Consider the following 22,487-nt stretch of genomic DNA (forward strand, 5'->3'; position numbering starts at 1 on the left):
TGCGGCTTTGGAGCATGCTGCCGCGCTGGATTTGGGCTTTTATCCGCGCTTAGTTCGTCGACGCCTGCTTGCTGCGCAACTGGCTGCCGTCCTTGCGATCAGCGTCATACGCATAGATCACGCGGCCGCCCTTGACCTCGCCAACCACCGGCACGTTCGGGCTGATCGCCTCGTGGTCGTCGTGAGTGAACGGCTTGTCGTACACCATCACGACGCCTTCCACCTTGCTGTTGAGGTTTTCGAGCGCGGCGCGCACCTTCGAACCATCGGTCGAACCTGCCTGGGTCATCGCCGCGGCCAGCAAATAGACCGAGTCGTACCCTTGGGCGGCGGACACCGCCGATTCGATGCGGTTGTTCTTCGGCTTGAACTCCTTGAGGTACGCGTCGATGAACGCCTTGCGCTTGGGCGTGTTCGCTTCCTGAATGAACGTCTGCGGCATCCGGGCGCCTTCGCCGTTGGTGCTCGCGTTGTCGATGTAGTTCGCCATCGACAGGGTCCAGCTGCCGACCAGCGGCACTTTCCAGCCGAGCTTGGCCATGCCGTTGGCGATCTGCGCGAGTTCCGGCCCAATGCCGTAGGTCAATACCGCTTCAGCGCCGGCCTCCTTGGCCTTGAGCAGCTGCGCGGTCATGTCGACGTCCTTGATATTGAATTTTTCTACGGCAACTGGCTTCACGCCTTTAGTGGCCAGCGCCTTTTCGAGGTCTTCGCGGCCGAGCTGACCGTAATTGGTCGAGTCCGCGAGAATCGCGACCTTCTTGAAGCCGCGTTTGGTGATCGCTTCTTCAACGATCATCGGCGCCTGAATGCGGTCGGCAGCGGCGTTGCGGAACACGTAGTTATCCGGTTGATCGGTGAACTGCTTCGTCAGGACACTGCCAGTCGCGACGTTGTTGAACACCGGGATCTTCGCTTCCTGGAAGAAGCGTTGAGACGCGAGTGCCACGCCGGTATTGATGTAGCCCACCACCGCAGCCACTTTTTCCTTGTTGATCAGCTCTTGCGCGATCTGTACGCCGCGTTCATTTTTCGCTTCGTCGTCGCGCTCGACCAGCACGATCTGACGGCCAAGCACGCCACCGGCTTTATTGATTTCCGCGGTGGCGAGCCGCACGCCGTCGCGCATGCTCACGCCCATCGAAGATGAACCGCCGGTGAAAGGTCCGTCGACACCGATCTTGATCGGCTCGGCGGCGTAACTGACGTCAATGAGGGCACACAACGCGAGCGCGCTCACGACGCTCCTCAAGCGAATTCCCATACTGTCTCCGTAGCATGTCTTTTTTTGCACAGAGCCTGGAAGCGACTTCCATGCACGCCGACTGGACGTTCTCAGGGAGCCTGAGCGCCCGTCGTGACGGAGTATGGAATTGTTAATGTATGTGTAATATTCGGGCTTACCCGCGTGGTGCAATAGCGCGGTTATTGGCAGCGCCAATCCGGTCCCGTCGCCAAGCCTGGCAAACCATCACCTCGCCCGCGCCGCAAGGCGCGCAATGATCCGCTCAGCCATTGCGCGATCGATGACTTCGAATGAGCACCGCTGTGGCGAACGATGCGATCAGGTACGCCTCGCTTGCGGTCAAGGCACGGCGCAACTGACTGTCACCCATCCAGCCCAGGGTCCTATCGCGCCATCGTGGGCAGTGCGTCTTCGTCAACTGGCGCGCCTGCTGCCCGCACATCTTCGGCAGCGCCAGCGGCAGCGGTATCGGACGCCACATGGGCCAGCTTCATCAGACGCGGCTGCAGCAGCAGCGCGACGAGACCGCTCCAGCCCGTCTGATGCGAAGCGCCGACGCCACGCCCGCTGTCGCCGTGAAAGTACTCGTGGAAAAGCACGAGATCGGACGAACGCGGGTCGGCCTGCAACTGCGGATAAGCCGCCATCACCGGTCGCATGCCGTGCTCGTCCTTCAGAAAGAGGGTGGTGACACGCCGTGCGAGACCGTCGGCGATCTCGCTGAGCGAGCACCGGTTGCCTGACCCCGTCGGATACTCGATGCGGAACTCGTCGCCGTAGTAGCGATGGAATTCATACAGCGATTCGATCAGCAGATAGTTGACGGGCATCCACACGGGTCCACGCCAGTTCGAATTGCCGCCGAATACGCGCGAATCCGATTCGGCCGGCTGATACTCGATGCAGACATGCGCGCCGCCATGATCGAACTCGTACGGTGTATCGCGATGCACGCGTGACAGCGCACGCACGCCGTGATCGGACAGAAATTCTTCTTCGTCGAGCGCACGGCGCAACAGTGCCGTCATGCGGTATCCGCGCAGCAGCGACAGCAGCGTGGTATTGCCCTTGCCGGGTTCGGTCCAGCGCGACACGAGCTTGGCCAGGTTCGGCCGGTGATCGAGAAACCACGCGAGCCGTTCTCGCAGGCCAGGCAGGTGGCCGTATATCCGTTCTTCGAGCACATGCACGGCGAACAGCGGGATCAGGCCGACGATCGAGCGAACGCGCATCGGCACACGCGTTCCATCCGGAAGATGCAGTACGTCATAGAAGAATTCGTCGCGGCCGTCCCACAGCCCTGTTCTGCAGCCCTCGCTGCAACCGACGGCTTCCGCGATATACAGGAAGTGCTCGAAAAACTTCACCGCGATTTCGACGTACGCGTTGTTCGTCATCGCGAGCTCGAGTCCGATCTGCATCAGGTCGAGCGCATACGAGGCCATCCACGCGGTGCCGTCGGCCTGGTCGATGCGGCCGCCGGTCGGCAGCGGCGAAGAGCGGTCGAAGATCCCGACGTTGTCGAGCCCGAGAAAGCCACCCTGGAAGATGTTGCGATCCTCCGCATCCTTGCGGTTGACCCACCACGAAAAGTTCAGCAGCAGCTTGTGGAACATCACTTCGAGAAACTGGTGGTCGCCGACGCCCGTGACTTCACGGTCGAGTTCGTACACGCGCCATGTCGCCCATGCGTGAACCGGCGGGTTCGCGTCGCCGAACGCCCATTCGTACGCGGGCAATTGTCCGTTCGGATGCATGTACCGTTCTTTCACGAGCAGCAGCAACTGTTTCTTCGCGAAGTCGGGATCGATCATCGCGAACGCTGCGGCATGAAACGCGAGGTCCCACGACGCGTACCATGGGTATTCCCACTTGTCCGGCATCGAGACGACGTCGCCGTTGCACATATGCCGCCAGTCGGCGTTGCGGCCGTGCCGACGTCCTTTCGGCGGTTTCGGCTGACCGGGGTCGCCGTCGTGCCAGCGCGTCACGTCGAACTGGTAGTACTGCTTCGTCCATAGCATGCCGGCGAGCGCCTGGCGTTGCACGAGCCGCGCATCGGTGTCGGCGATGTCGTGCTGGAGCGCCGCGTAGAACTCGTCGGCCTCCGCGATCCGGCTCGCGAACAGCGCTTCGAAGTCGAGCGGCGCGTCGTCGCGCGTAATGCCCGCTAGTGCCGCCGGACGCCAGCGCAGATACAGCACCGCGCGCTCGTGCGGCGCGAGCGACAGCGCCACGTGCGCGGCGGCGCGGGTGCCCGCGTCGCGGCGTATCGCCTGCTCGTCGCCATCGACGAGGTAATCGTTGAAGCCATCCTTGAACGGGCCCGCGCCGGCGATGCCGAAAATGCGGCGCACATTGGTTTCGTTTTCGCAGAACAGCCATTCGATCGGCCGCGGCGCCGAGGCCGTGACGATCATCGTGCCCAGCGCGGGATTGTGCGCGATCACGCGCGCGCCTTCGGCGGACTCCGTCTCGAGCGTCAGCGAGGGCCTGCCGGGCTTGCCAGACCAGGCCCAGCGGTTGCGCGCCCAGAACAGCGGCAGCACATGGAGTGGCGCGTGCTGATCCGCGCGATTTTCGACGCTGATGCGCATCACGATGTCGTCGGGTGTGTGCTTCGCGTATTCGACCCAGACGTCGAAATAGCGATCGTTGTCGAACACGCCGGTATCGAGAATTTCGTATTCGGGCTGATCGGCGCCGCGCCGGCCGTTTTCGCCGATCAGGTCCTGATACGGATACGCATCGTGCGGGTACTTGTAGAGCATCTTCATGTACGAGTGCGTCGGCGTGCCATCGACATAAAAGTAAAGCTCCTTCACGTCTTCGCCGTGATTGCCCTGCGCATTGGTCAAGCCAAACAGCCGCTCCTTCAGGATGGGGTCGCGCCCGTTCCAGAGCGCGAGCGACACGCACCAGTCGAGTGGATCGTTGCCGAATCCGGCAATGCCGTCCTCGCCCCAGCGGTACATGCGGCTGCGCGCCTGATCGTGGGGGAAATACTCCCAGGCGGTTCCGTAGTCGCTGTAGTCCTCGCGAACCGTGCCCCACTGCCGGTCGCTCAGATAAGGCCCCCAGCGGCGCCAGCAGTCCAGGTCCGGGCCATGCAGACGGATTCCTTCCTTCGAACGGAGCAGATCGTTGGCGCGTAGCGATGACATGAGACCTCCCAAGCTGGGATCGACTGCCGAACACTTTCAGTGCGTGAGTCCCCGCCGGTCCTGTGGCGCATGCGCTGCCGGGCGGTATCTGGATGATAGGCGCCGTTTAGCCTTATTGAGTTCGGCTCCGAACCGGGGTGCTGCGGGTTACTACCGTCATCCGGCATCCATCACGATGCACGTTTTGTCCTGGCAAACGTCGTCTCTGTCCATTGAGGGGAACGCGGCTCAGGCTCTAAATTGGCGCCATTAAGCCCACCTGGCGCTTGCGGGAGAAACAAGATTACCTCGCGCGCCACCCGCCCGAACACAGCGCCAGCGAAGCGGACTGTTCGGGCGGCTCTGGAGGAGACACCGGCATGGCCCACCAGATAACCCTCCGTTTCGAGGAAGGAGTGACCCGTTTCATCGACTGCGAGGAGGGCGAGCCCTATGCGCAGCGCCTGCCGAACTTCACCTATGCATGCACCGTCTCCAACCCCGACAGTGCCTATCCCAACAAGGGCTATGTGATCCACCACATCAGCGCCTCCCGGGCAACGGCGTGCACAAATGCCTCGGTGCGCCGCTCGCCAAGCTGGAGACGCTGATCGCGACGAAGGCTCTGGCCCGCAAGATCGGCGAGATCGCGCTCGATCCGGCCAGGCCGATTCAGTATGTGCGGGGCAGCAATCTGACCAACTCCGGGCCAGAGCATCTGTTCGTGAAGCCGGGTGCGTTGTCGTCCTGACGCGGCTCAGGGGGGCGAGAGCGAGTCAGTCCGCCCTCGCCTTTTCAGGTGGCAAGGAACGATCGTGGGCCGCGGAGCGGTATTCGGTTGGCCGCAGTCCCGTCTGCTTGCGGAAGAAGCGTCCGAAATACGCCTCGTCCTGAAAGCCCAGTTCGCTCGCAATCTGCTTCACGCTGAGCGTCGAATAGCCGAGCAGCCGCTTGGCCTCATGGATCGAGCGTGCATCGATCGCCTCGATGGCCGAGACCCCGAACGTAGCGCGGCAGATGCGGGAGAGCTGGCCGGTGGTCACGCCCATCTCGCCGGCATAGCTGGCGACCGGGCGCCGCTCACGGCAATGGCGGTCGAGCAGGGCGCGGAACCGTTCGATTCGCGCGGCCGTCGTGCGCTGCTCGGAACTGGCCGAAAGCCGGGCGCTCTCGCTGAGACGCCCGATCTTGACGAACAGCGTGATGGTGAGTGCGGCGCCCGCGGTGAACTGCCAGCGCTCATGGCTCTCCGCCTCGTGCCCGATCGACTGAAATAGCGTGTCCAGAGATGTGCCGCGCTCCACGTCGGGATCGATCGACAACACCGTCGGTGTGCGGATGAATTCCAGCAGCTCGGGCGCGGCCGTCATCGCCAGCGATTCCAGCGCGGACTGCGCGGCGGTGATCACGTGACCGTCGATGTCGCTGCGGAAGTGAAAGCCGTGGACCGAGCGCGCCGGCACGACGACGAGGCATGGCGCCTGGACGGCCCAGGTCTTGCCGTCGATGAAAGTCTCGCCGCCGCCGGCGGTGACGTACAGCACCTGGATCAGCGCATCGTGGACGTGCGGTTCGATGTCGAAGTCGAAACGCCCGGCACGCAGCGGAATGCGCTCGTAATGGACCATGTCAACCCAAGGCTGGTCGGCTTCCGCGCCATAGAGCGCGAAATGCAGCACGGTCCGGCGGCGCGGCTGGTCAGAGGCCATGATGCACGTTATGTCCTGCTCTATGTCGACTCTGTCCATTGTTCCACAGGCGCTCGAGGCGTTCAATGGCGATACGGATATCAGGAAGCGTAATCGCATACATATTTCAGGAAGGTAATTACATGAGACAGGAACTTGAAAATCGCGCAGCGGCCTCGACCCCGTACGCGCTGAACTTGCACGGAAAGGTCTGCGTGGTCACGGGTGCGGGCAGTGGCATTGGTGCCGGCATCGCGCGCGCCTTCGCCGCTGTCGGCGCACACGTGGCGCTCGTGGATCGGAATCTTGCCGGTGCTGAAGCTGTCGCCGCCGAGCTTCGGAAGGCCGGTGCGGTGGCGCAGGCGATCGGCTGCGACGTGTCGGACGAAGCTTCGGTTGCGGCAGCTGCTGACAAGGTTCGCGCGGAGCTCGGGCCGGTCAGCGCGCTCGTCAACAATGCAGGGCTGCTGCGCGCCGGAGCTCTCGAGACGGTCTCGATCGAAGACTGGAACCAGGCCATCGCCGTCCCGTTGCGTCGATTGCGTCGCGCAATCCGCAGACCAATAGCGGTTCTTATAGCCCGAGCAAAGCGGGCGTGCTGCTGCTGTCGCGGCAGTTGGCGGCGGAATGGGGCCCGCGCGGCGTGCGCAGCAACTGCGTGCTGCCCGGCATGATCCGCACCGCGCTGTCCGCGAAGTTCTACGAGGAGCCCGGCTTCGAGGCACGCCGCGCCGCCGCCACCGCGAGCCGCCGCATCGGCGAGCCGGAAGACCTGGCCGGCCCGGCGCTGTTCCTCGCCTCCGATATGGCTGCCTACGTCAATGGCGCGGAGGTGATCGTCGACGGCGGGCTCGACTGCATGCTGATGGACATGGTTCCGCGCCCCGGCTTCAACGCTACCGCGGCCGCGTGAGCGCCATCACACCACAACGACAAGGAGATTGGATATGACTAAGGAGATCACCTGCGATCTGGTCGTGGTCGGATCGGGTGCCGCGGGCCTCGCCACTGCGATCACTGCACGCAAGCGCGGCCTCGATGTCATCGTGCTCGAGAAGGAGCCCGTGTTCGGTGGTACGACCGCGCTGTCGGGCGGGGTCTTATGGATTCCGCTCAGCAAATACGGCCGGCAGCAGAACCCGACCGGCACCGTCGAGCGCGTGCGCGAATACATGATGAGCGAGACGGGCAATAACTACGATGCCGCCGCGGTCGAGTGCTTTGTCGAGAACGGGCCGAAAATGGTCGAGTTCTTCGAGCGCGAGACCGAGATGAAGTTCGTGCCCACGCTCTATCCGGACTATCACCCGGATGCGCCCGGCGGCGTCGACATCGGCCGCTCGATTCTCGCCGCGCCCTACGACATTCGCGGGCTGGGCAAGGACATGCGCCGCCTCAAGCAGCCGCTCGAGACGATCACGTTCATGGGGATGATGTTCAATTCCTCGAACGCGGACCTCAAGCACTTCTTCCGCGCGACCAAGTCGATCGTCTCGTTCCTCTATGTGGCCCGCCGTCTGGCTACGCACATCAAGGAGCTGGCGCTCTACCGGCGGGGGATCAACGTCACGAGCGGCAACGCGCTCGCCGCGAGGCTCGCGAAGTCGGCGCTGGCGATCGACATCCCGATCCTCACTTCGACGCCCGTGAAGGAACTGCTGAGCAAGAGCGGCAAGGTGACCGGTGTGCGCGCGAGCGCCGCGGACGGTGAGCTTCGAATCACCGCCCGGCACGGCGTCGTGCTGGCTTGTGGCGGCTTCCCGCACGATCTGAAGCGCATCGCGCACGTCTATCCGCATGTGAAGCGTGGCGGTGAGCATCTGTCGCCCACGCCCGTCGGCAATACCGGCGACGGGCTGACCCTGGCGGAGAAGGTGGGTGGTGCCGTGAAGCTCGGCTTTGCCGATGCGGCGGCCTGGATGCCTGTCTCGAAGGTGCCCTTCGGCAAGGGCCGCACTGGCGTGTTTCCGCATCTGCTCGACCGGTATAAGCCCGGCGTGATCGGCGTGCTGCGCAGCGGTCAGCGCTTCACCAATGAATCGAACTCCTACCACGACGTTGGCGCCGCTTTGATGCGCGCCTGCGAGGGTGAACGGGAGACGGCGATGTGGCTGATCTGCGACAAGGTGGCGCTGGGCAAGTATGGACTGGGCTATGCCAAGCCCGCACCGATGCCGGTGGGGCCTCTGCTGCGCAAAGGCTACCTGATCAAGGGCGACACGATCGGCGAGCTGGCGCGCAATTGCGGCATCGCTCCCGATGCGCTCGAAATGACGGTCCATGCCTACAATCGCGATGCCGAGCGCGGAGAAGACCCGGCGTTCCATCGCGGTCGCACCTCGTTCAACCGTTATCTCGCCGATCCGGACCACAAGCCCAATCCTTGCGTTGCGCCTATCGCGACCGGCCCCTTCTATGCGGTGAAGGTGGTGATGGGCGATCTGGGCACCTTCGACGGCCTCGAGACGAGCGTCACTGGCGAAGTGCTGCGGGCCGACGGCAGCGAGATCGAGGGCCTTTACGCGGTCGGCAATGACCGGCGCAGCGTGATGGGCGGCAACTATCCGGGCGCCGGTATCACGCACGGGCCGAATATGACGTTCGGCTTCGTCACCGGTAACGCGATCGCCACCAAAGCCATGACTTCCAAAGAGGAGGTGTGCGCATGAATACACGCTCCATGTATCTGGCAAAGCCCCTGTTGGATTTCCGGGTCTACACGATCGCGCTACGCAAGATGCCCGAGTTTCTCGACGTGTTCGACAGGCTCGCGATGCCAATCCTGCTCGAGACGCTTGGACATCCGCTCGGCTTTTGGACGAGCATGGTCGGGCCGCAGAACCAGTTCACCCACCTGTGGGGGTATGACGATCTGGCCGACTACGAACGACGGTGCCTGGCACGCGATACGCACCCGGACTTCCCCGCCTATCTGAAGGCATCGGGCCATCTGATCACGGCCCAGGAGACACGGCTCATTCGCGCCACCGCGCTGGATAGCGTCGCAAAGTAAGCCGAAGCTGTCCGCAGAAGCGGGCTCCATCGCGGAGCCCGCGTGCTTCTCTCACAGAAGGCGGCTCAGGTCTGGTTGCCCCACAGATCGTCGATCGCGCGGATCGCCAGCAAGTATCCGTTCGCACCAGCCCCGCAAATTACCGCGGTAGCCGCCACCGAAATCGTCGAGTGACGATATTCCTCCGAGCGTCGGTGGATGTTGGTGATGTGCAATTCCACGACCGGCCGGCGGATCAGCTTGACCGCGTCGAGCACCGGAATCCGACCGAATGAAAAGCCGGCCGGATTGATGATCAGCGCGGCGTCCTGCAGGAACGCTTCCTGGATCCAGTCGATCAACTCGCTTTCGCTGTTGGTTTGACGAAATGCGCAGTCGAACTTCAGGGTGTCGGCCAGTGCGAGGCAGTTCCGTTCGATGTCCTTTAGTGTCGTGCTGCCATAAAGATGCGGCTCTCTCATGCCCAGCATGTTCAGGTTGGAGCCATTGAGGATGTAGAGTTTGCGAGTCATGGTGTCAATGTGTAGAAGAGCGTTCGAGAGCCGTGTCTTTGGTTTCGCGGGATATGGCGATCATCAGAAAGGAGATCAGGTTCAGCGAGCCGCAAACGGCTACGATGGCCCACGGTGAACCGTTGAAGGCATTGAGCAGCGCAACGGCGACGATGGGCATCGGACCGCCGGTGAGCAGGTTGGCTCCCGAGTACGACAGTGCGGACCCCGTGTAGCGCGCCTCGGTGGGAAATGACTCGGCGAACCACACCGGCTGGATGCCGCTCTGGAATTGGGTGAAGCCGAGGAAGGCGCCCATCACGGCCATCGTCATCGCGATCGAGTTCTGATTGAGAATCGGAAAGTAGATCAGGCAGCAGATTAGCGTGCAGAACGAGCCGATCATCAGCGCACGTTTGCGTCCGATCCGATCGCTCAGATAACCGCCGACCAGCGCGCCCGCGATGGCGCAGACATTCGCAACCATCAACAGCATGAAACCGGTCTGCTTGGGTACGCCGAGGTGTTTGGTCAGATAGCTGAGCGAGAACACCACGATCAGATAAAACAGCGCCGCCGGGCCACAGAAGAACAGCGTCAGGCGAAGCGCGGTGCGCCAGTGATATTTGAAGACGGTGCCTAGCGGATTGGCGGCGCGTGTGCGAGCGCCAGTCTTCTTGAGCGCCTCGAACGCGGGTGTCTCGCTCACCTTCCGGCGGATGTAGATGCCCAGCAGCACCAGCACGAAGCTTGCGAGGAACGGGACTCGCCATCCCCAGGCATCGAAGTCGTCCGAGGAAAGCAGCGCGGCCAGCGTAAAGAGCGAGAAGTTGGCGAGAATCTGGCTGAGTGGCGAGCAGATGCCAAGCAGGCCCGAATACAAACCACGTCGGTTCGCAGATGCATGCTCGACCGCCATCAGTTGCGCGCCTGTCGACTCGCCGCCGAGCGCGAAACCCTGGATGATGCGCAGTGTCACCAGCAACGTCGGCGCGAAGATGCCAACCTGATGGTAAGTGGGCAGCAGTCCCATCAGGAACGATGAAACTCCCATTACCGACACGGTGATGAGCATCAGTTTGCGGCGTCCCCAACGGTCCCCGAGCATCCCGCAGATCACCGCGCCTAGCGGGCGGGCGGCGAGCCCTGCCCAGAAACTGGCCAGCGACGCGAGCAGTGAGGCGGTCGGGTCCAGCGACGGGAAAAACAGCTTTGGAAAGATCGTGGCCGCGACCACGCCATACAGCGCGAAGTCGAACCATTCGAGCGCCGTTCCGACGGTCGCGCCTGCCACCGCCCGGCGCGCCATCGAGTGAGCCTGCGCGGAGTGTTCCTCCGCGGCAAGGTCTGAATCAGCAAGAAATGACATGTCGTCTCCTGAATGCCTGATTTGTTGAACCGTTCGTTTCTGCGACGAACAAGTGCTATTGTTTGCGCTCTGAAAGCGGGACGTTCCGGACCGGAACTGCATTGCACATAATGGAAATCGCGCGAAAATGTCGCTCAAAAACGGCCTGAGAGTTCTTGATTTCCTGGCGTCGCAACCCGAAGGCGCGGGCCTTCTGGCCATTGCCGACGCTTTGTCGCTGCCACGCAGCAGCTGCCACCGGCTGCTCGCCGAGCTCATCGAAGGCGGCTATGTCAGGCAACTGGTCGATCACAGCCGCTACATTCTGACCATGCGCATGACGTCGAACGGGCTGGAATTTTTGAGCCTGACGGGCATCGCGGATATCGCCCAGCCAATCATCGAACGCGTCGCTGCGCAGACAGGTGAGCTGGCGCGGCTGTCGCTGGTGGACGGCGAAGCAATCATCTGGGTGGGGAAGGCGGACGGACAGCGCATCGGCTTTCGCTACGATCCTGACATGGGCCAGGCAGCACGACTTTCATGCACGTCGACCGGACACGCATGGCTGATGACAATGACCGATGAGCAGGCGGCCGCGCTGGTATTGAAGCAGGGTTTCGGACAGCCGAACGAGTTTGGACCCAATGCGCCGACGACGCTCAAAGCGCTGCTGGGCTTCCTGCACGCTGCGCGCGTGCGTGGCTATGCGATGATCGACGAGGTGTTTGCCCCGCGTATGTCTGCGGTGGCGGTGCCCGTGGTGAGCGGCTCGCGCTGCGTCGGCGTCATCAGTTTGGCCGGTCCGCGGGTGCGGCTGACGACCGGGAAGATTCACGAGTACTCGATTCTGCTGCACGACGCAACGAATGAACTGGCTCAGCTGAGCAATATGGCGGGATTTCCGAGTCGGCCGCCGCTCGGCAAGGGATGAAGAATTTGCGGGCACATCCCTCCGCGCATGCTTCTCCACCTGCATTGACGCGTACTACGCAGCAGAAAATTTCGCACCTTATCCCCGCTTTCCCTGTCAAACGATAAGCCGCCCGAACCGCCGTTCAGGGCGCCGGCACTTCCGCGCCTACAGGCACGGGTTGTGCACGTGATCTCCTGCACGCGTTCGGCATCGGAAGAATAGGGAGGGCGGTCATGACCACGACTGCCAGTTTTCACATCGGGTATACGCGATATCTCGGGCCCGAAAGCGAGCCCGTGCAGCCATTGCCGGCCTTTGCGCGGGAACCCGAGGCGCTGATTTCCCTCTATCGCGCGATGGTGCTGACCCGCGCATTCGATACCAAAGCGGTCGCGCTGCAGCGCACTGGCAAGCTCGGCACGTTTGCATCGTCGGTGGGGCAGGAGGCGATCGGGGTGGGCGTCGCGAGCGCGATGCAGGCCGATGACGTGCTGTTCCCTTCATATCGCGATCATGCGGCGCAATTGCTGCGCGGCGTCACGATGACGGAAAGTCTCTTGTATTGGGGCGGTGACGAACGCGGCAGCGACTTCAGCGTGCCGCGGCTCGACTTTCCAAATTGCGTTCCTATCGGCACCCAGGTGTGTCATGCCGCCGGCGCGGCCTACGCGTTCAAGCTGCGCGGCGAGCCGCGCGTCGCCGTGACGATCTGCGGCGATGGCAGCACATCGAAGGGCGACTTCTACGAAGCGATGAACATGGCGGGCGTCTGGCAGGCCCCGCTCGTGCTCGTCATCAACAACAACCAGTGGGCGATCTCGGTGCCGCGCAGCACGCAGAGCGCGGCGCAGACGCTCGCGCAGAAGGCAATCGCGGCGGGCATCGACGGCTTGCAGGTCGACGGCAACGACGTGATCGCCGTGCATCACGTGATGCATGCGGCACTCGCGAAAGCGCGCCGAGGCGACGGCCCGACGCTGATCGAAGCGCTCACCTATCGACTCGGCGATCACACGACGGCCGACGATGCAACGCGCTATCGCGACTCGGATGAGATTCAGAAGCAATGGGAACAAGAGCCGCTGCTGCGTTTGCGCAAGTATCTGATGCGGATGAACTTCTGGGACAAAGCGCAGGACGAGCAACTCGGCCGGGCGTGTCACGCGCAGGTCGAGGCAGCCGTCGAGGCGTATCTGGCTGTGCCGCCCCCCGATACTTCCGCGATGTTCGATCACCTGTACGAGACGCTGCCGCATGCCATGCGTGAGCAACTGGAAAGCGCGCAGCGATTCGCGCCGATCGCGGGCAATGGTCGGCATGGTCAGAACGGAGGCACCGGCCATGGCTGATCTGAACATGATCGATGCGCTCAATCTGGCGCTCGCGTACGAACTCGAGCACGATCCCGCCGTCGTGCTGCTCGGCGAGGACATCGGCGTGAACGGCGGCGTGTTTCGGGCGACGGTCGGCCTGCAGGCACGCTTCGGCACGCAACGCGTGCTCGACACGCCGCTCGCCGAGGCAGCGATCGCGGGCACCGCGATCGGCATGGCGGCGATGGGACTGAAGCCCGTTGCCGAGATCCAGTTCAGCGGGTTTCTGTATCCGGCGATCGATCACGTGCTCAATCATGCGTCGCGTCTGCGGCATCGGACCCGCGGACGCCTCACCTGTCCGCTCGTGATCCGCACGCCGTGCGGCGCAGGCATCCATGCGCCCGAGCATCACTCCGAAAACCCCGAAGCGCTGTTCGCGCACATTCCCGGCTTGCGCGTTGTCACGCCTTCGTCGCCGGCGCGCGCGTACGGGCTGTTGCTGGCCGCGATTCGCGATCCCGACCCGGTGATCTTCTTCGAGCCGACGCGCCTCTATCGGCTGTACCGGCAGACAGTGGAAGACAACGGCGAAGGGCTGCCGCTCGACACCTGCTTTACGCTGCGCGACGGCTCGGATGTGACGCTGGTGTGCTGGGGCGGTGCCGTGCAGGACGCACTGGGCGCCGCCGATCTGCTCGCGCAGGAAGGCGTGATGGCCGAAGTGATCGACGTCGCGACGCTCAAGCCGATCGACATGAACACGATCCTGGCCTCGGTCGCGAAGACGGGTCGCTGCGTGATCGTGCACGAGGGTTCGCGCACGGGCGGCATCGGCGCGGAGATCGCCGCCAATATCGCCGAGCGCGGACTTTATTCGCTGCTCGCGCCTGTGCAGCGCGTGACCGGCTACGACGTCGTGGTGCCGCTGTACCGGCTCGAGAATCAATACATGCCTGGTGCCTCGCGCATCGTCGCCGCGGTGCGGCAAGCTATGGAGGCGTCATAAAGCCATGAAAATCTTCAAACTGCCGGACCTCGGCGAAGGCTTGCAGGAAGCGGAAATCGTCGAATGGCATGTGAGCGACGGCGATGAAGTGCGGGCGGATCAACCGTTGCTGTCGGTCGAAACGGCGAAGGCGATCGTCGAGATTCCGTCGCCGCAATCCGGCCGCATCACGAAGCTGTTCGGACGGACGGGCGATATCGTGCATCTGGGCGCGCCGCTCGTCGCGTTCGAGGGCGAGGCCGATGATGCAGACGCGGGCACTGTCGTCGGCCATATGGAAGTTGGCCAGCATGTCGTGCAGGACGCGCCTGCGTCGCCTGGCACGGGCGGTGGCGTCAGCGCGGGCGGCGGTGTGATCAAGGCGATTCCGGCGGCGCGCGCGCTGGCTCGCAAGCTGGATGTCGATCTTTCGATGGTGACGCCGTCCGGCCCGGAAGGCGTCATCACGGCGGCCGACGTACAGCGCGTCGCGAAGATACTTGGCGAAGTCGGTCCGGCCGAAGTGCTGCGCGGCGTGCGGCGTGCGATGGCGCACAACATGGCGCGAGCGCAAAGCGAAGTGGCCGCCGCGACCGTGATCGACGATGCCGATATTCACGCGTGGCCGCCGCACACCGATGTGACGATCCGCCTGATCCGCGCGCTGGTCGCGGGCTGCCGCGCCGAGCCGGCACTGAACGCATGGTTCGACGGACATACGGGGCGACGCCACGTCCTTGAGAAGATCGATCTCGGCATTGCCGTCGATCTGCCCGATGGGCTTTTCGTGCCGGTGCTGCGCGACGTCGCGCATCGCGATGCGGCGGATCTGCGCGGCGGTCTCGACCGGATGCGCGCGGATATCCGCGCGCGCAAGATTCCGCCGGAAGAAATGCGCGGCAACACGATCACGCTGTCGAACTTCGGGATGATTTCGGGGAAGTACGCGGCGCCCATCGTCGTGCCGCCCACCGTCGCGATCCTCGGCGCGGGGCGCATCCACGAACAGGTCGTCGCGGCAGACGGCGCGCCTGCCGTGCACCGGATCTTGCCGCTCAGCCTGACGTTCGATCATCGCGTCGTAACAGGCGGCGAGGCGGCGCGCTTCCTGGCGGCGACGATCGCGGATCTGCAGAACGCGGGGTAGCGGTTAGCGTGTGCTAGGCGTGATTCGCCAGCATCGCATCGATAAGAGCGCGGGCCTCGCGGTCGATGTTCGTGAGGGCAACGCTCTCCGACTCGTATGTAACGGGATCGGCGAAGTCACCGGTGACGTGTTGTTTTCGTGTCCTTCTGCGTAACGACCACGTGACGCGATAGGTCAGCGCGATTCCATCGGACAAACGGGCCGTGCGTGGCTCCATGTGCGCTTCGATAACGAATCCGCGATAGCGCCCGACGATGTGACGTTTCATCGATTGATGAACGATCAGGCAGCCAGGCGGCCTATCCCCATTTCCGGACGGCGCAGGCCCGGCGGGAACACGTGCCATGTGCCGTCGGCATGGCGAAAGAAGAAGAGTGAAAACGTTCCGGACGGCCGATCGATCTGGATGCACACGCGGCATGTGCCGCCCGAGCGGCAGCGGTCGAGCAGACGCACGCACGCTCCGCGGCCTCGCGTCGGGCCAACGAGTTTTTCGACCTCGGAACGCAGTGACCTGTTGCCCGCCATGATTTTCCCTTCGATATCCGATGAGTCGATGCTATGGAGATCGGCGCGTGCGTCCAATCGGCGCGGGCGGAATGTCGTCTCAGGAAGCGCTGATTTCGGCCGTCAGGATTTCCTGAATCAGGGCCAGCACGCGGAACGGGCAATATTCAAAGATCCAGAACCAGCTCCGCGGATTTCGCTCGCGACACGCATACCATGATCTGCGTATCTTTCTCGTCGTCGCGCAGCACCATGTCCCGATGATCCGCCTCTCCTGAGCACAACGCTGTCTTGCACGAGCCGCAGGTGCCGCTTTCGCACGAACTCGGCACGCGCACGTTGGCGTCGCGCAGCACCTCGAGGATCGAGCGATCGGCCGGAATGTCGAACGAAGTGCCGCTGCGCGATAGCCGCACGGTGAACGGCGCGCTTTCGCGCGCATTCGCATTGCTTGCGCCGAAGCTCTCGAAGTGCACCGTGCCCGACGGCCAGTGGCCGGTCATGTCCCGCACGGTGTCCATCAGCGCCTGCGGGCCGCAGCAGTACACGTGTTGTGCCGACTTCGACCGCTCGAATACGGGCCAGAAGTCGAATGCTTTCGACGGGTCTCCGTAATCGTGATGAATCTTCACGTCAGAACGCCATTCGTCGCTGGTCAGTTCATCGAAGAACGCCGTGCCTTCCGGATCGCGGGCGAGGTAGTACAGCTTGAACGAGCGCAGGCCTTCCGCCCGCAACTGCCGCGCCATCGACAACATAGGCGTGATACCGATGCCGCCCGCGACGAGAACGAATGACTTGGCGCGCTCATCGAGGGGAAACTCGTTGCGGGGCAAGGAGACGTCCACGGCGTCGCCCTCGGCCGTATCGTCGATGAAGCTCATCGAACCGCCGCGTCCGTTGCTGTCGCTCTTGACCGCGATGACGTAGCGATGACGCTCCTGCGAGTCATTGCACAGCGAATAACTGCGTCGCGAACCGTTGGGCACCACGACGGTCAAGTTCGCGCCCGCCTCGAACGCCGGCAGCGGCGCGCCTTGCGGGTCGGTCAGTTCAAAGCGCCAGATGTCACGGGCGATCTTCTCCTTGCCGGCAATCTTCAGTCGAAGAAAACCGTCTTCGAGTGGGGGCGTCATGTCTGTCTCCTTCTGACCAGTCCAGTCTTGCGTTGCATCAACATGGACGCATCTTATTGCTAGATCTCTAATGATGCAAGTCAAGGAGTACGATTTTTAGCGGTGTTGCTCTCGGTATAAACCCGTGCTTGTCAGGGACATAAAGCCGCCGTAACCTGAATATTAGAGCTCTAATCAAACTATCCAGAAAGAAATTCGGAGAGATTCAGTCATGGCACATTCAACGTTGCACTCAGGGGACCTATCCCTGTCTGCCATAGCCGATTCGGCGGCGGAGGAGGCGACATACCGCAAGATCACGCTGCGGCTCATGAGCTTTCTTTTCCTGTGCTGGGTCCTCAACTATCTCGATCGCGTCAACGTCAGCTTCGCGCAGCTACAACTGAAGCACGATCTCGGTTTGAGCGACGCGGCGTACGGGCTCGGCGTGAGTCTGTTCTTTATCGGCTACATCCTGCTCGAAGTGCCGAGCACGCTGCTGCTGCGGCGCATTGGCGCCCGCAAGACCGTCACCCGGATCATGCTGCTGTGGGGCGGCATCTCCACTGCCATGGCTTTCATGACCGCTCCGTGGCAGTTCTATCTCGCGCGCACGCTCCTCGGCGCGGCCGAAGCGGGCTTTTGGCCCGGCATCATCCTTTATCTGTCGTACTGGTATCCGGCGAAGCGCCGCGCTCGTATCACATCGCGGTTCCTGCTGGCGATCGCGGTTGCGGGGATTATCGGCGGCCCGCTTTCTGGGTTCATCCTGCAAAACTTCATGGACGTCTGGGGTTTTCGCAACTGGCAGTGGCTGTTCTTCCTTGAAGGCTTGCCGGCCGTGATTGCCGGTGTCGTTGCCTACTTCTACCTGATCGACCGACCGCAGGATGCGAGGTGGCTGACCGAGGATCAAAAACGAATCGTCATCGGCGCGCTCGACGAGGAAGGTCGCAGCAAGCCGCATAACTCGCCGAGCACGCTCCTCGCGGCGCTGCGCGACCCGCGCGTGTACGTGATTGCTGCGGGCTGGGCCACGGTACCCATCTGCGGAACCATCCTCAACTACTGGACGCCCACGATCATCAAGCAGTCAGGCGTTTCGAACCTGCTGCACATCGGCTTCCTGTCGGCGCTGCCTTATATCGTCGGCGCGGTCGCCATGCTGCTGATCGCACGCAGCTCCGACCTGCGGCTCGAGCGTCGCTGGCACTTCGTGCTGTCGACGACGGCGGGCGCCACGGGCGCGGTGCTCCTGACGGTTCTGACGAACAATTCGGTTGCCGCCATCGCGTGCCTGAGCCTCGTTTCGGTGAGCTATTTCGCGGCCGCAGCCATTATCTGGACCATTCCGCCGAACTACCTGAAGGGCGCGGCGGCCGCCGGCGGTATCGGCGTGATCAGCAGTCTCGGTCAGGTGGGCGCTTTCTTCGCACCAATAGTCCTCGGCTGGGTGAAGAGCGCGACCGGCAGCTTCTCGGCCGGCATCCTGCTGGTCGCGGCGCTCGTTTTCATCGGCGGCATCGCCGTCTTCTTCGGCGTGCCGCGCGAGCGGCAGGCACAGCAATCCGGCGCGTGACGATGCACGCGACGACCAGCATTTTGACAGTCAGACAGGAGCAGGAATGAGCAAGCTTCAACTTTCCATCGCGGTGGGCAACTATGACCGGATGCGACCGCTGATCGACGGCGACGTGCAGATCGACGGTGTCGACCCCGTGTTCATGCTGCAGGACCCGGAGGAAATCTTCTTTCGTGCGTTCCGGCACGCGGATTACGACATTTGTGAGCTGTCGCTCAGCAGCTATTCGGTGAAGACGGCCGCGGGCACGTCGCCCTACATCGCGGTGCCGGTTTTTCCGTCGCGCGCATTCCGCCACAGCTCGATCTACGTGCGTTCAGACCGTGGGATCAACCGGCCCGAAGACCTGAAGGGCAAACGCATCGGCGTGCCGGAATATCAGCTGACCGCCAACGTATGGGTGCGGCTCTTTCTCGAAGAAGAATACGGCGTGAAAGCATCGGATATCCGCTGGGTGCGGGGCGGCTACGAGGATCCGACGCGCGTTGAGAAGATTGCGCTGAAGCTTCCCGAAGGCGTCGTGCTGGAAAACGCGCCAGAAGGACAAACGATCTCGAATCTGCTGGCCAATGGCGAGATTGACGGCGTGATCGGACCGCGCGCGCCGTCGTGCTTCGACCGTGGGCATCCGAGGGTCAAGTACCTTTTCGATGATCCGCAAGAGAGCGCCGCCCAATGGTACGAGCGCAGGAAGCTTTTCCCGATCATGCACACCCTGGGCATTCGCAAGACGCTCGCGGATCAGCACCCGTGGCTGCCCGGTGCGATCGCGAAGGCGTTCGAGCAATCGAAGGAAGTCGCGCTGTCCCGTTTGAGCGACACCTCGGCGACCAAGGTGACGCTGCCGTTCATCGAGGACCAGTTGCGCAATGCGCGGCGTCTGATGGGGCACGACTTCTGGTCGTATGGATTCGCCAACAATGAACACGTGATCGACCGCTTTCTCTCGCAGCACCACGCCGAGGGATTGTCGAGCCGACGCCTCGAGCCTGCCGAACTGTTCCACCCGGCCAGCCTGGAGCGATTCAAGATCTGATCCCTCGCGGCGGTTGTTCGCGCCGTCGCGCATCCGGCAGGTGCTGGGTGCGCGATGGATGCGCGGAAGGCAACAACGCATCCAGAATAATCAGTCGTCCAGAATAGAGATGAAAATGAAGAGACACACATTCCCGCTCGCCTGCGGCGGGTTGCTGACGCTCGCCTGCACGGCGGCCCATGCGCAGAGTTCGGTTACGCTGTACGGCATCGTCGATGCGGGCGTCGAGTACGTCAACCGGGTGACCCAAGGCAAACAGACAGGCTCGGTGATCCGCGAGCAGTCGGGCAATCTCGCCGGATCGCGCTGGGGGCTCAAGGGCTCGGAGGATCTCGGCGGCGGCTACAAGGCCCTGTTTACGCTGGAGGGCGGCTTCAACGTAAACACCGGCGCGCTGGGTCAGAGCGGACGGCTGTTCGGCCGCAAGGCATTCGTTGGCGTCTCGACGCCGTACGGCACGCTCACGCTCGGACGTCACCAGAACCTGCTTTACGAGTTGATGTACAAGTACGACGCGCTGACGTTCAACCCCAGCTACTCCGCGCAAAGCATGGACAGCCAGTTCGTGAACCGCGCGGACAACTCGGTGCGCTATGGCGTGCATCTCGGCGGCGTTACATTCGCGGCACTGTATAGCACTGGGTTCGACGCGACGATTCCGAACGGTGGGAATGTGCCCGGCGCAACGAAAGTGGGCCGCGAAATGAGCGCGGCGGTGCTGTATGACCGCGGGCCGTTCAGCATCGGCCTGACGTACGACCAGTTGCAGGGCACCTCGATCGCGACCCAGAGCAACGCGCAGCAGCGCGCGCTGCTCGGCCTCTCGTACGACTTCGGGCCGGTTACGACGCTGGCTGGCCTGCGCTGGCTGAACACGCGCAATACGGATGCGCCGCCGAGTTCGCTGCTCTACTGGGGCGGCGTGACCTGGAGGGTGAATGCACCGCTTTCCATTTCCGCCAGCGTCTATCACACGCAGTTTCGCAATCCGCACGGCGGCCCGACGATGGGGGCATTGCTCGTCGACTACTCGCTGTCCAAGCGCACCGACGTGTATGCGGAAGGGGCGTATGTCTCCAATCGTTCGTTTTCCAATGTCGGTATTCGCGGCACGGGCGTGGACATTGCGCCAGGCATGGACCAGGCGGGCGTGACCGTGGGCATTCGCCACACCTTCTGAGCGGTCCGGGCGCTGCGCTCCAGTGCCTCTCGCGCGGGCTAAAGCGCTATGATTATCAGCGGTGTGATCACAATAACAGCGAGGAAGGCATGGCAGCGGCACGTACTTCGGGCAAAGGCAAGGGCAAGGGCGGGGTCGCGAGCGAGGACCCCATTCTGCGGCACTGGCGTGAGGCGGTACCGGACGATCGTCTCGCTCACCTGGTGAAGGATGCGGGCCGCGCGATGATTCGCGGTCTGCAAATGCGCCTGGCGCAGCATGAAGTCTCGTTCGGCCACTGGGCGTATCTGCGCGTGCTATGGGTCACCGACGGGCTGACGCAGAAGGAGCTCAGCGACGAGACCGGCACCACCACCCCCACCACGTTCAGTGCGGTGTCCGCAATGGAAAAGCTCGGCTATGTCGAGCGCCGCTACGAGCCCGGCAATCGCAAGAACACGCACGTCTATCTGACGCCGCGCGGACGGAGCCTGAAACACAAACTCGTCCCGCTCGCGGAAGAAGTCAACGAAATTAGCGTCCGGGGCCTGAAAGCCACCGAGATCAACGTCGCCCGCAAGGTTCTGCTGACGATCATCGAGAACATGGCACGCGACGAATCGGAGTCGGACGACCCGGCGCTGCGTATTCCGTCGACTCGGGAAGTGGGGAATCTGATCGCGGCGCGCGGGGAAGAAGTCGATCAGGATTGACACGCGGCTCGGCGTTTCGGGTCATTCCCGAGTGGCAAATTCATTATAGATCTAATAATATTGGCGGGCGTGCCAAGTCCACGACAGGCACGACGGCAGGCCACGGCATGCTGCTGCTCCCTCGCTCAATACATACGGATCTGGAATGGATGGAATGACCCGCGCGGCGATGACGCGCAACGTCCGCGATGCGCTCACGGAAGATGTCGGCGAGGCCGACTGGACGTCGCTACTGATCGACCCCGACGCTTCAGCCGAAGGGGTCTTGACGGTGCGTGAACCTGCGCTGTTGTGCGGCAGACCGTGGTTCGATGAAACACTGCAGCAGGTCGACCCGCGCATCACGATTGAATGGTTGGTCGGCGAGGGCGAACGGATGCACGAAGGGCAGACCGTCTGCCGGATCGCTGGTCCGGCGCGCGGCATGCTCACCGCCGAGCGCACCGCGCTCAACTTCATTCAGTTGCTTTCTGGCGTGGCCACCGAGACGAGCGTGATGACGCGAATCGTCGAAGGCACCTCTGCGCGGATTCTCGACACGCGAAAAACGCTTCCAGGATTGCGCCTCGCGCAAAAATACGCAGTTCGGGTTGGCGGCGGCGAAAACCATCGTCGGGGGCTGTACGACGGAATCCTGATCAAGGAAAACCACATCGCGGCGGGTGGCGGCATTGCGTCGACCCTTCGCGCTACCGAAGCATTGGGTGCAGGTGTGCCCGTGCAGGTCGAGGTCGAGACGCTCGATGAATTAACGGAAGCGTTGGCTGGTGGTGCCGCGGCGATTCTGCTCGACAATTTCTCGATCGAATCGATGCGCGAGGCTGTGCGTGTCACCGCGGGGCGCGCCGAGCTGGAAGTCTCTGGCGGTGTGACCGAGCGGACGCTGCGAACGATTGCCGAAACCGGCGTGGACCGTATTTCGTTGGGCAAGCTGACGAAGAACATCAGGGCGATCGATTTTTCACTGCGCTTCGCGGCGTTCGCCGGATAAGCGGAGGTCGGGGCGCATGTGTGCGCTCCGTAGAAGGAAGCGCCGATAAAAAAATCCCTCGTTTGAACTGTGCATGGCGCAGTTCAAAACG

20 protein-coding genes and 2 pseudogenes are annotated in these 22,487 nt (G+C 63.0%); 14 read left to right on the forward strand and 8 right to left on the reverse strand.

What is annotated here, in order from left to right; genetic code table 11:
- Nucleotides 1-49: 49 nt before the first annotated feature.
- Together AB3X94_RS14190 and AB3X94_RS14195 are read right to left on the reverse strand one after the other, a co-directional pair.
- Nucleotides 50-1,264 (reverse strand): ABC transporter substrate-binding protein, encoded by a 1,215-nt coding sequence (locus AB3X94_RS14190; protein ID WP_368611863.1) that lies wholly within the window; start codon nt 1,262-1,264, stop codon nt 50-52.
- A gap of 365 nt (nt 1,265-1,629) precedes the next feature.
- On the reverse strand, nt 1,630-4,410 hold the full coding sequence (locus tag AB3X94_RS14195; RefSeq protein ID WP_176111170.1) for a glucosidase: 2,781 nt from the start codon (nt 4,408-4,410) through the stop codon (nt 1,630-1,632).
- A gap of 359 nt (nt 4,411-4,769) precedes the next feature.
- On the opposite strand from AB3X94_RS14195, the gene AB3X94_RS14200 reads away from it, so the two are divergent.
- Both AB3X94_RS14200 and AB3X94_RS14205 read left to right on the forward strand, forming a co-directional pair.
- Nucleotides 4,770-5,000: a hypothetical protein gene (locus AB3X94_RS14200; RefSeq protein ID WP_368611915.1), complete on the forward strand. Its 231-nt coding sequence runs from the start codon at nt 4,770-4,772 to the stop codon at nt 4,998-5,000.
- A pseudogene (locus AB3X94_RS14205) lies at nt 4,946-5,140 on the forward strand (hypothetical protein); the annotation flags it as partial. The gene AB3X94_RS14200 and the pseudogene AB3X94_RS14205, both read left to right, overlap by 55 nt.
- A 25-nt stretch (nt 5,141-5,165) precedes the next feature.
- On the opposite strand, the gene AB3X94_RS14210 reads toward AB3X94_RS14205, so the two are convergent.
- Entirely contained in the window at nt 5,166-6,098 is a 933-nt protein-coding gene (locus AB3X94_RS14210; RefSeq protein ID WP_176111169.1) for a helix-turn-helix domain-containing protein, read from the reverse strand.
- Nucleotides 6,099-6,220: 122 nt separating this feature from the next.
- Here AB3X94_RS14210 and AB3X94_RS14215 point away from each other — a divergent pair.
- From AB3X94_RS14215 to AB3X94_RS14225, 3 genes and pseudogenes are all read left to right on the forward strand, one after another.
- Nucleotides 6,221-6,990: pseudogene (locus AB3X94_RS14215) on the forward strand (SDR family NAD(P)-dependent oxidoreductase).
- A gap of 34 nt (nt 6,991-7,024) precedes the next feature.
- The gene (locus tag AB3X94_RS14220; RefSeq protein ID WP_368611864.1) at nt 7,025-8,746 is read left to right on the forward strand and encodes an FAD-dependent oxidoreductase; all 1,722 of its coding nucleotides are present in this window, start codon (nt 7,025-7,027) and stop codon (nt 8,744-8,746) included.
- On the forward strand, nt 8,743-9,090 hold the full coding sequence (locus AB3X94_RS14225) for an NIPSNAP family protein (RefSeq protein WP_018436310.1): 348 nt from the start codon (nt 8,743-8,745) through the stop codon (nt 9,088-9,090). The genes AB3X94_RS14220 and AB3X94_RS14225 overlap by 4 nt, the downstream gene beginning before the upstream one ends.
- A 65-nt stretch (nt 9,091-9,155) precedes the next feature.
- Here AB3X94_RS14225 and AB3X94_RS14230 read toward each other — a convergent pair whose 3' ends face one another.
- Together AB3X94_RS14230 and AB3X94_RS14235 are read right to left on the reverse strand one after the other, a co-directional pair.
- A complete protein-coding gene (locus AB3X94_RS14230; RefSeq protein ID WP_368611865.1) occupies nt 9,156-9,602 on the reverse strand; it encodes a type II 3-dehydroquinate dehydratase in 447 nt (148 codons plus the stop codon).
- A gap of 4 nt (nt 9,603-9,606) precedes the next feature.
- The gene (locus AB3X94_RS14235) at nt 9,607-10,890 is read right to left on the reverse strand and encodes an MFS transporter (protein ID WP_368611912.1); all 1,284 of its coding nucleotides are present in this window, start codon (nt 10,888-10,890) and stop codon (nt 9,607-9,609) included.
- A 187-nt stretch (nt 10,891-11,077) separates the two neighbouring features.
- Between AB3X94_RS14235 and AB3X94_RS14240 the strand changes: the two genes are divergently transcribed.
- The 4 genes from AB3X94_RS14240 to AB3X94_RS14255 all read left to right on the forward strand — a co-directional run bounded on the left by AB3X94_RS14240 (nt 11,078) and on the right by AB3X94_RS14255 (nt 15,293).
- Nucleotides 11,078-11,863, forward strand: coding sequence for an IclR family transcriptional regulator (locus AB3X94_RS14240; protein ID WP_368611866.1), 786 nt, complete (start codon nt 11,078-11,080; stop codon nt 11,861-11,863).
- Between the two features lie 215 nt (nt 11,864-12,078).
- Nucleotides 12,079-13,194, forward strand: coding sequence for a pyruvate dehydrogenase (acetyl-transferring) E1 component subunit alpha (gene pdhA, locus AB3X94_RS14245; protein WP_368611867.1), 1,116 nt, complete (start codon nt 12,079-12,081; stop codon nt 13,192-13,194).
- Nucleotides 13,187-14,167, forward strand: coding sequence for an alpha-ketoacid dehydrogenase subunit beta (locus AB3X94_RS14250; protein WP_368611868.1), 981 nt, complete (start codon nt 13,187-13,189; stop codon nt 14,165-14,167). Before pdhA ends, AB3X94_RS14250 begins: the two co-directional genes overlap by 8 nt.
- A 4-nt stretch (nt 14,168-14,171) precedes the next feature.
- Entirely contained in the window at nt 14,172-15,293 is a 1,122-nt protein-coding gene (locus tag AB3X94_RS14255) for a dihydrolipoamide acetyltransferase family protein (RefSeq protein ID WP_176111164.1), read from the forward strand.
- A gap of 13 nt (nt 15,294-15,306) precedes the next feature.
- On the opposite strand, the gene AB3X94_RS14260 is transcribed toward AB3X94_RS14255, so the two are convergent.
- The 3 genes from AB3X94_RS14260 to AB3X94_RS14270 all read right to left on the reverse strand — a co-directional run bounded on the left by AB3X94_RS14260 (nt 15,307) and on the right by AB3X94_RS14270 (nt 16,936).
- Nucleotides 15,307-15,561 carry a hypothetical protein gene (locus AB3X94_RS14260; RefSeq protein WP_368611869.1) on the reverse strand — a complete coding sequence of 85 codons (255 nt, stop codon included), beginning with the start codon at nt 15,559-15,561 and terminating at the stop codon, nt 15,307-15,309.
- Nucleotides 15,562-15,575: 14 nt separating this feature from the next.
- Nucleotides 15,576-15,821, reverse strand: coding sequence for a hypothetical protein (locus tag AB3X94_RS14265; protein WP_176111163.1), 246 nt, complete (start codon nt 15,819-15,821; stop codon nt 15,576-15,578).
- Nucleotides 15,822-15,967: 146 nt separating this feature from the next.
- Nucleotides 15,968-16,936 carry a 2Fe-2S iron-sulfur cluster-binding protein gene (locus AB3X94_RS14270; RefSeq protein ID WP_368611870.1) on the reverse strand — a complete coding sequence of 323 codons (969 nt, stop codon included), beginning with the start codon at nt 16,934-16,936 and terminating at the stop codon, nt 15,968-15,970.
- A 211-nt stretch (nt 16,937-17,147) separates the two neighbouring features.
- On the opposite strand from AB3X94_RS14270, the gene AB3X94_RS14275 reads away from it, so the two are divergent.
- The 5 genes from AB3X94_RS14275 (at nt 17,148) to nadC (ending at nt 22,396) form a co-directional block, all read left to right on the forward strand.
- Nucleotides 17,148-18,494: an MFS transporter gene (locus AB3X94_RS14275; protein ID WP_368591978.1), complete on the forward strand. Its 1,347-nt coding sequence runs from the start codon at nt 17,148-17,150 to the stop codon at nt 18,492-18,494.
- Nucleotides 18,495-18,540: 46 nt separating this feature from the next.
- Nucleotides 18,541-19,533, forward strand: coding sequence for an ABC transporter substrate-binding protein (locus AB3X94_RS14280; protein ID WP_368611871.1), 993 nt, complete (start codon nt 18,541-18,543; stop codon nt 19,531-19,533).
- Nucleotides 19,534-19,642: 109 nt separating this feature from the next.
- On the forward strand, nt 19,643-20,713 hold the full coding sequence (locus AB3X94_RS14285) for a porin (protein WP_176111159.1): 1,071 nt from the start codon (nt 19,643-19,645) through the stop codon (nt 20,711-20,713).
- 89 nt (nt 20,714-20,802) lie between these two features.
- Nucleotides 20,803-21,405, forward strand: a complete 603-nt coding sequence (locus AB3X94_RS14290; RefSeq protein WP_176111158.1) for a MarR family winged helix-turn-helix transcriptional regulator — start codon at nt 20,803-20,805, stop codon at nt 21,403-21,405.
- A 145-nt stretch (nt 21,406-21,550) separates the two neighbouring features.
- On the forward strand, nt 21,551-22,396 hold the full coding sequence (gene nadC / locus AB3X94_RS14295) for a carboxylating nicotinate-nucleotide diphosphorylase (RefSeq protein WP_368611872.1): 846 nt from the start codon (nt 21,551-21,553) through the stop codon (nt 22,394-22,396).
- The last annotated feature ends 91 nt before the right edge of the window (nt 22,397-22,487 follow it).

Source organism: Paraburkholderia sp. BR10923 (assembly GCF_040948765.1).
Lineage (GTDB): Bacteria > Pseudomonadota > Gammaproteobacteria > Burkholderiales > Burkholderiaceae > Paraburkholderia > Paraburkholderia youngii.

What these genes read in the sequence shown, in the direction of transcription:
- AB3X94_RS14260 (WP_368611869.1), bottom strand. Translation starts at nt 15,561, where the DNA reads ATGAAACGTCACATCGTCGGGCGCTATCGCGGATTCGTTATCGAAGCG.
- AB3X94_RS14250 (WP_368611868.1), top strand. Translation starts at nt 13,187, where the DNA reads ATGGCTGATCTGAACATGATCGATGCGCTCAATCTGGCGCTCGCGTAC.
- AB3X94_RS14255 (WP_176111164.1), top strand. Translation starts at nt 14,172, where the DNA reads ATGAAAATCTTCAAACTGCCGGACCTCGGCGAAGGCTTGCAGGAAGCG.
- AB3X94_RS14235 (WP_368611912.1), bottom strand. Translation starts at nt 10,890, where the DNA reads ATGGCGCGCCGGGCGGTGGCAGGCGCGACCGTCGGAACGGCGCTCGAA.
- AB3X94_RS14190 (WP_368611863.1), bottom strand. Translation starts at nt 1,264, where the DNA reads ATGGGAATTCGCTTGAGGAGCGTCGTGAGCGCGCTCGCGTTGTGTGCC.
- AB3X94_RS14265 (WP_176111163.1), bottom strand. Translation starts at nt 15,821, where the DNA reads ATGGCGGGCAACAGGTCACTGCGTTCCGAGGTCGAAAAACTCGTTGGC.
- AB3X94_RS14240 (WP_368611866.1), top strand. Translation starts at nt 11,078, where the DNA reads ATGTCGCTCAAAAACGGCCTGAGAGTTCTTGATTTCCTGGCGTCGCAA.
- nadC (WP_368611872.1), top strand. Translation starts at nt 21,551, where the DNA reads ATGGATGGAATGACCCGCGCGGCGATGACGCGCAACGTCCGCGATGCG.
- AB3X94_RS14270 (WP_368611870.1), bottom strand. Translation starts at nt 16,936, where the DNA reads ATGACGCCCCCACTCGAAGACGGTTTTCTTCGACTGAAGATTGCCGGC.
- AB3X94_RS14290 (WP_176111158.1), top strand. Translation starts at nt 20,803, where the DNA reads ATGGCAGCGGCACGTACTTCGGGCAAAGGCAAGGGCAAGGGCGGGGTC.
- AB3X94_RS14220 (WP_368611864.1), top strand. Translation starts at nt 7,025, where the DNA reads ATGACTAAGGAGATCACCTGCGATCTGGTCGTGGTCGGATCGGGTGCC.
- AB3X94_RS14200 (WP_368611915.1), top strand. Translation starts at nt 4,770, where the DNA reads ATGGCCCACCAGATAACCCTCCGTTTCGAGGAAGGAGTGACCCGTTTC.
- pdhA (WP_368611867.1), top strand. Translation starts at nt 12,079, where the DNA reads ATGACCACGACTGCCAGTTTTCACATCGGGTATACGCGATATCTCGGG.
- AB3X94_RS14230 (WP_368611865.1), bottom strand. Translation starts at nt 9,602, where the DNA reads ATGACTCGCAAACTCTACATCCTCAATGGCTCCAACCTGAACATGCTG.
- AB3X94_RS14210 (WP_176111169.1), bottom strand. Translation starts at nt 6,098, where the DNA reads ATGGCCTCTGACCAGCCGCGCCGCCGGACCGTGCTGCATTTCGCGCTC.
- AB3X94_RS14280 (WP_368611871.1), top strand. Translation starts at nt 18,541, where the DNA reads ATGAGCAAGCTTCAACTTTCCATCGCGGTGGGCAACTATGACCGGATG.
- AB3X94_RS14195 (WP_176111170.1), bottom strand. Translation starts at nt 4,410, where the DNA reads ATGTCATCGCTACGCGCCAACGATCTGCTCCGTTCGAAGGAAGGAATC.
- AB3X94_RS14275 (WP_368591978.1), top strand. Translation starts at nt 17,148, where the DNA reads ATGGCACATTCAACGTTGCACTCAGGGGACCTATCCCTGTCTGCCATA.
- AB3X94_RS14285 (WP_176111159.1), top strand. Translation starts at nt 19,643, where the DNA reads ATGAAAATGAAGAGACACACATTCCCGCTCGCCTGCGGCGGGTTGCTG.
- AB3X94_RS14225 (WP_018436310.1), top strand. Translation starts at nt 8,743, where the DNA reads ATGAATACACGCTCCATGTATCTGGCAAAGCCCCTGTTGGATTTCCGG.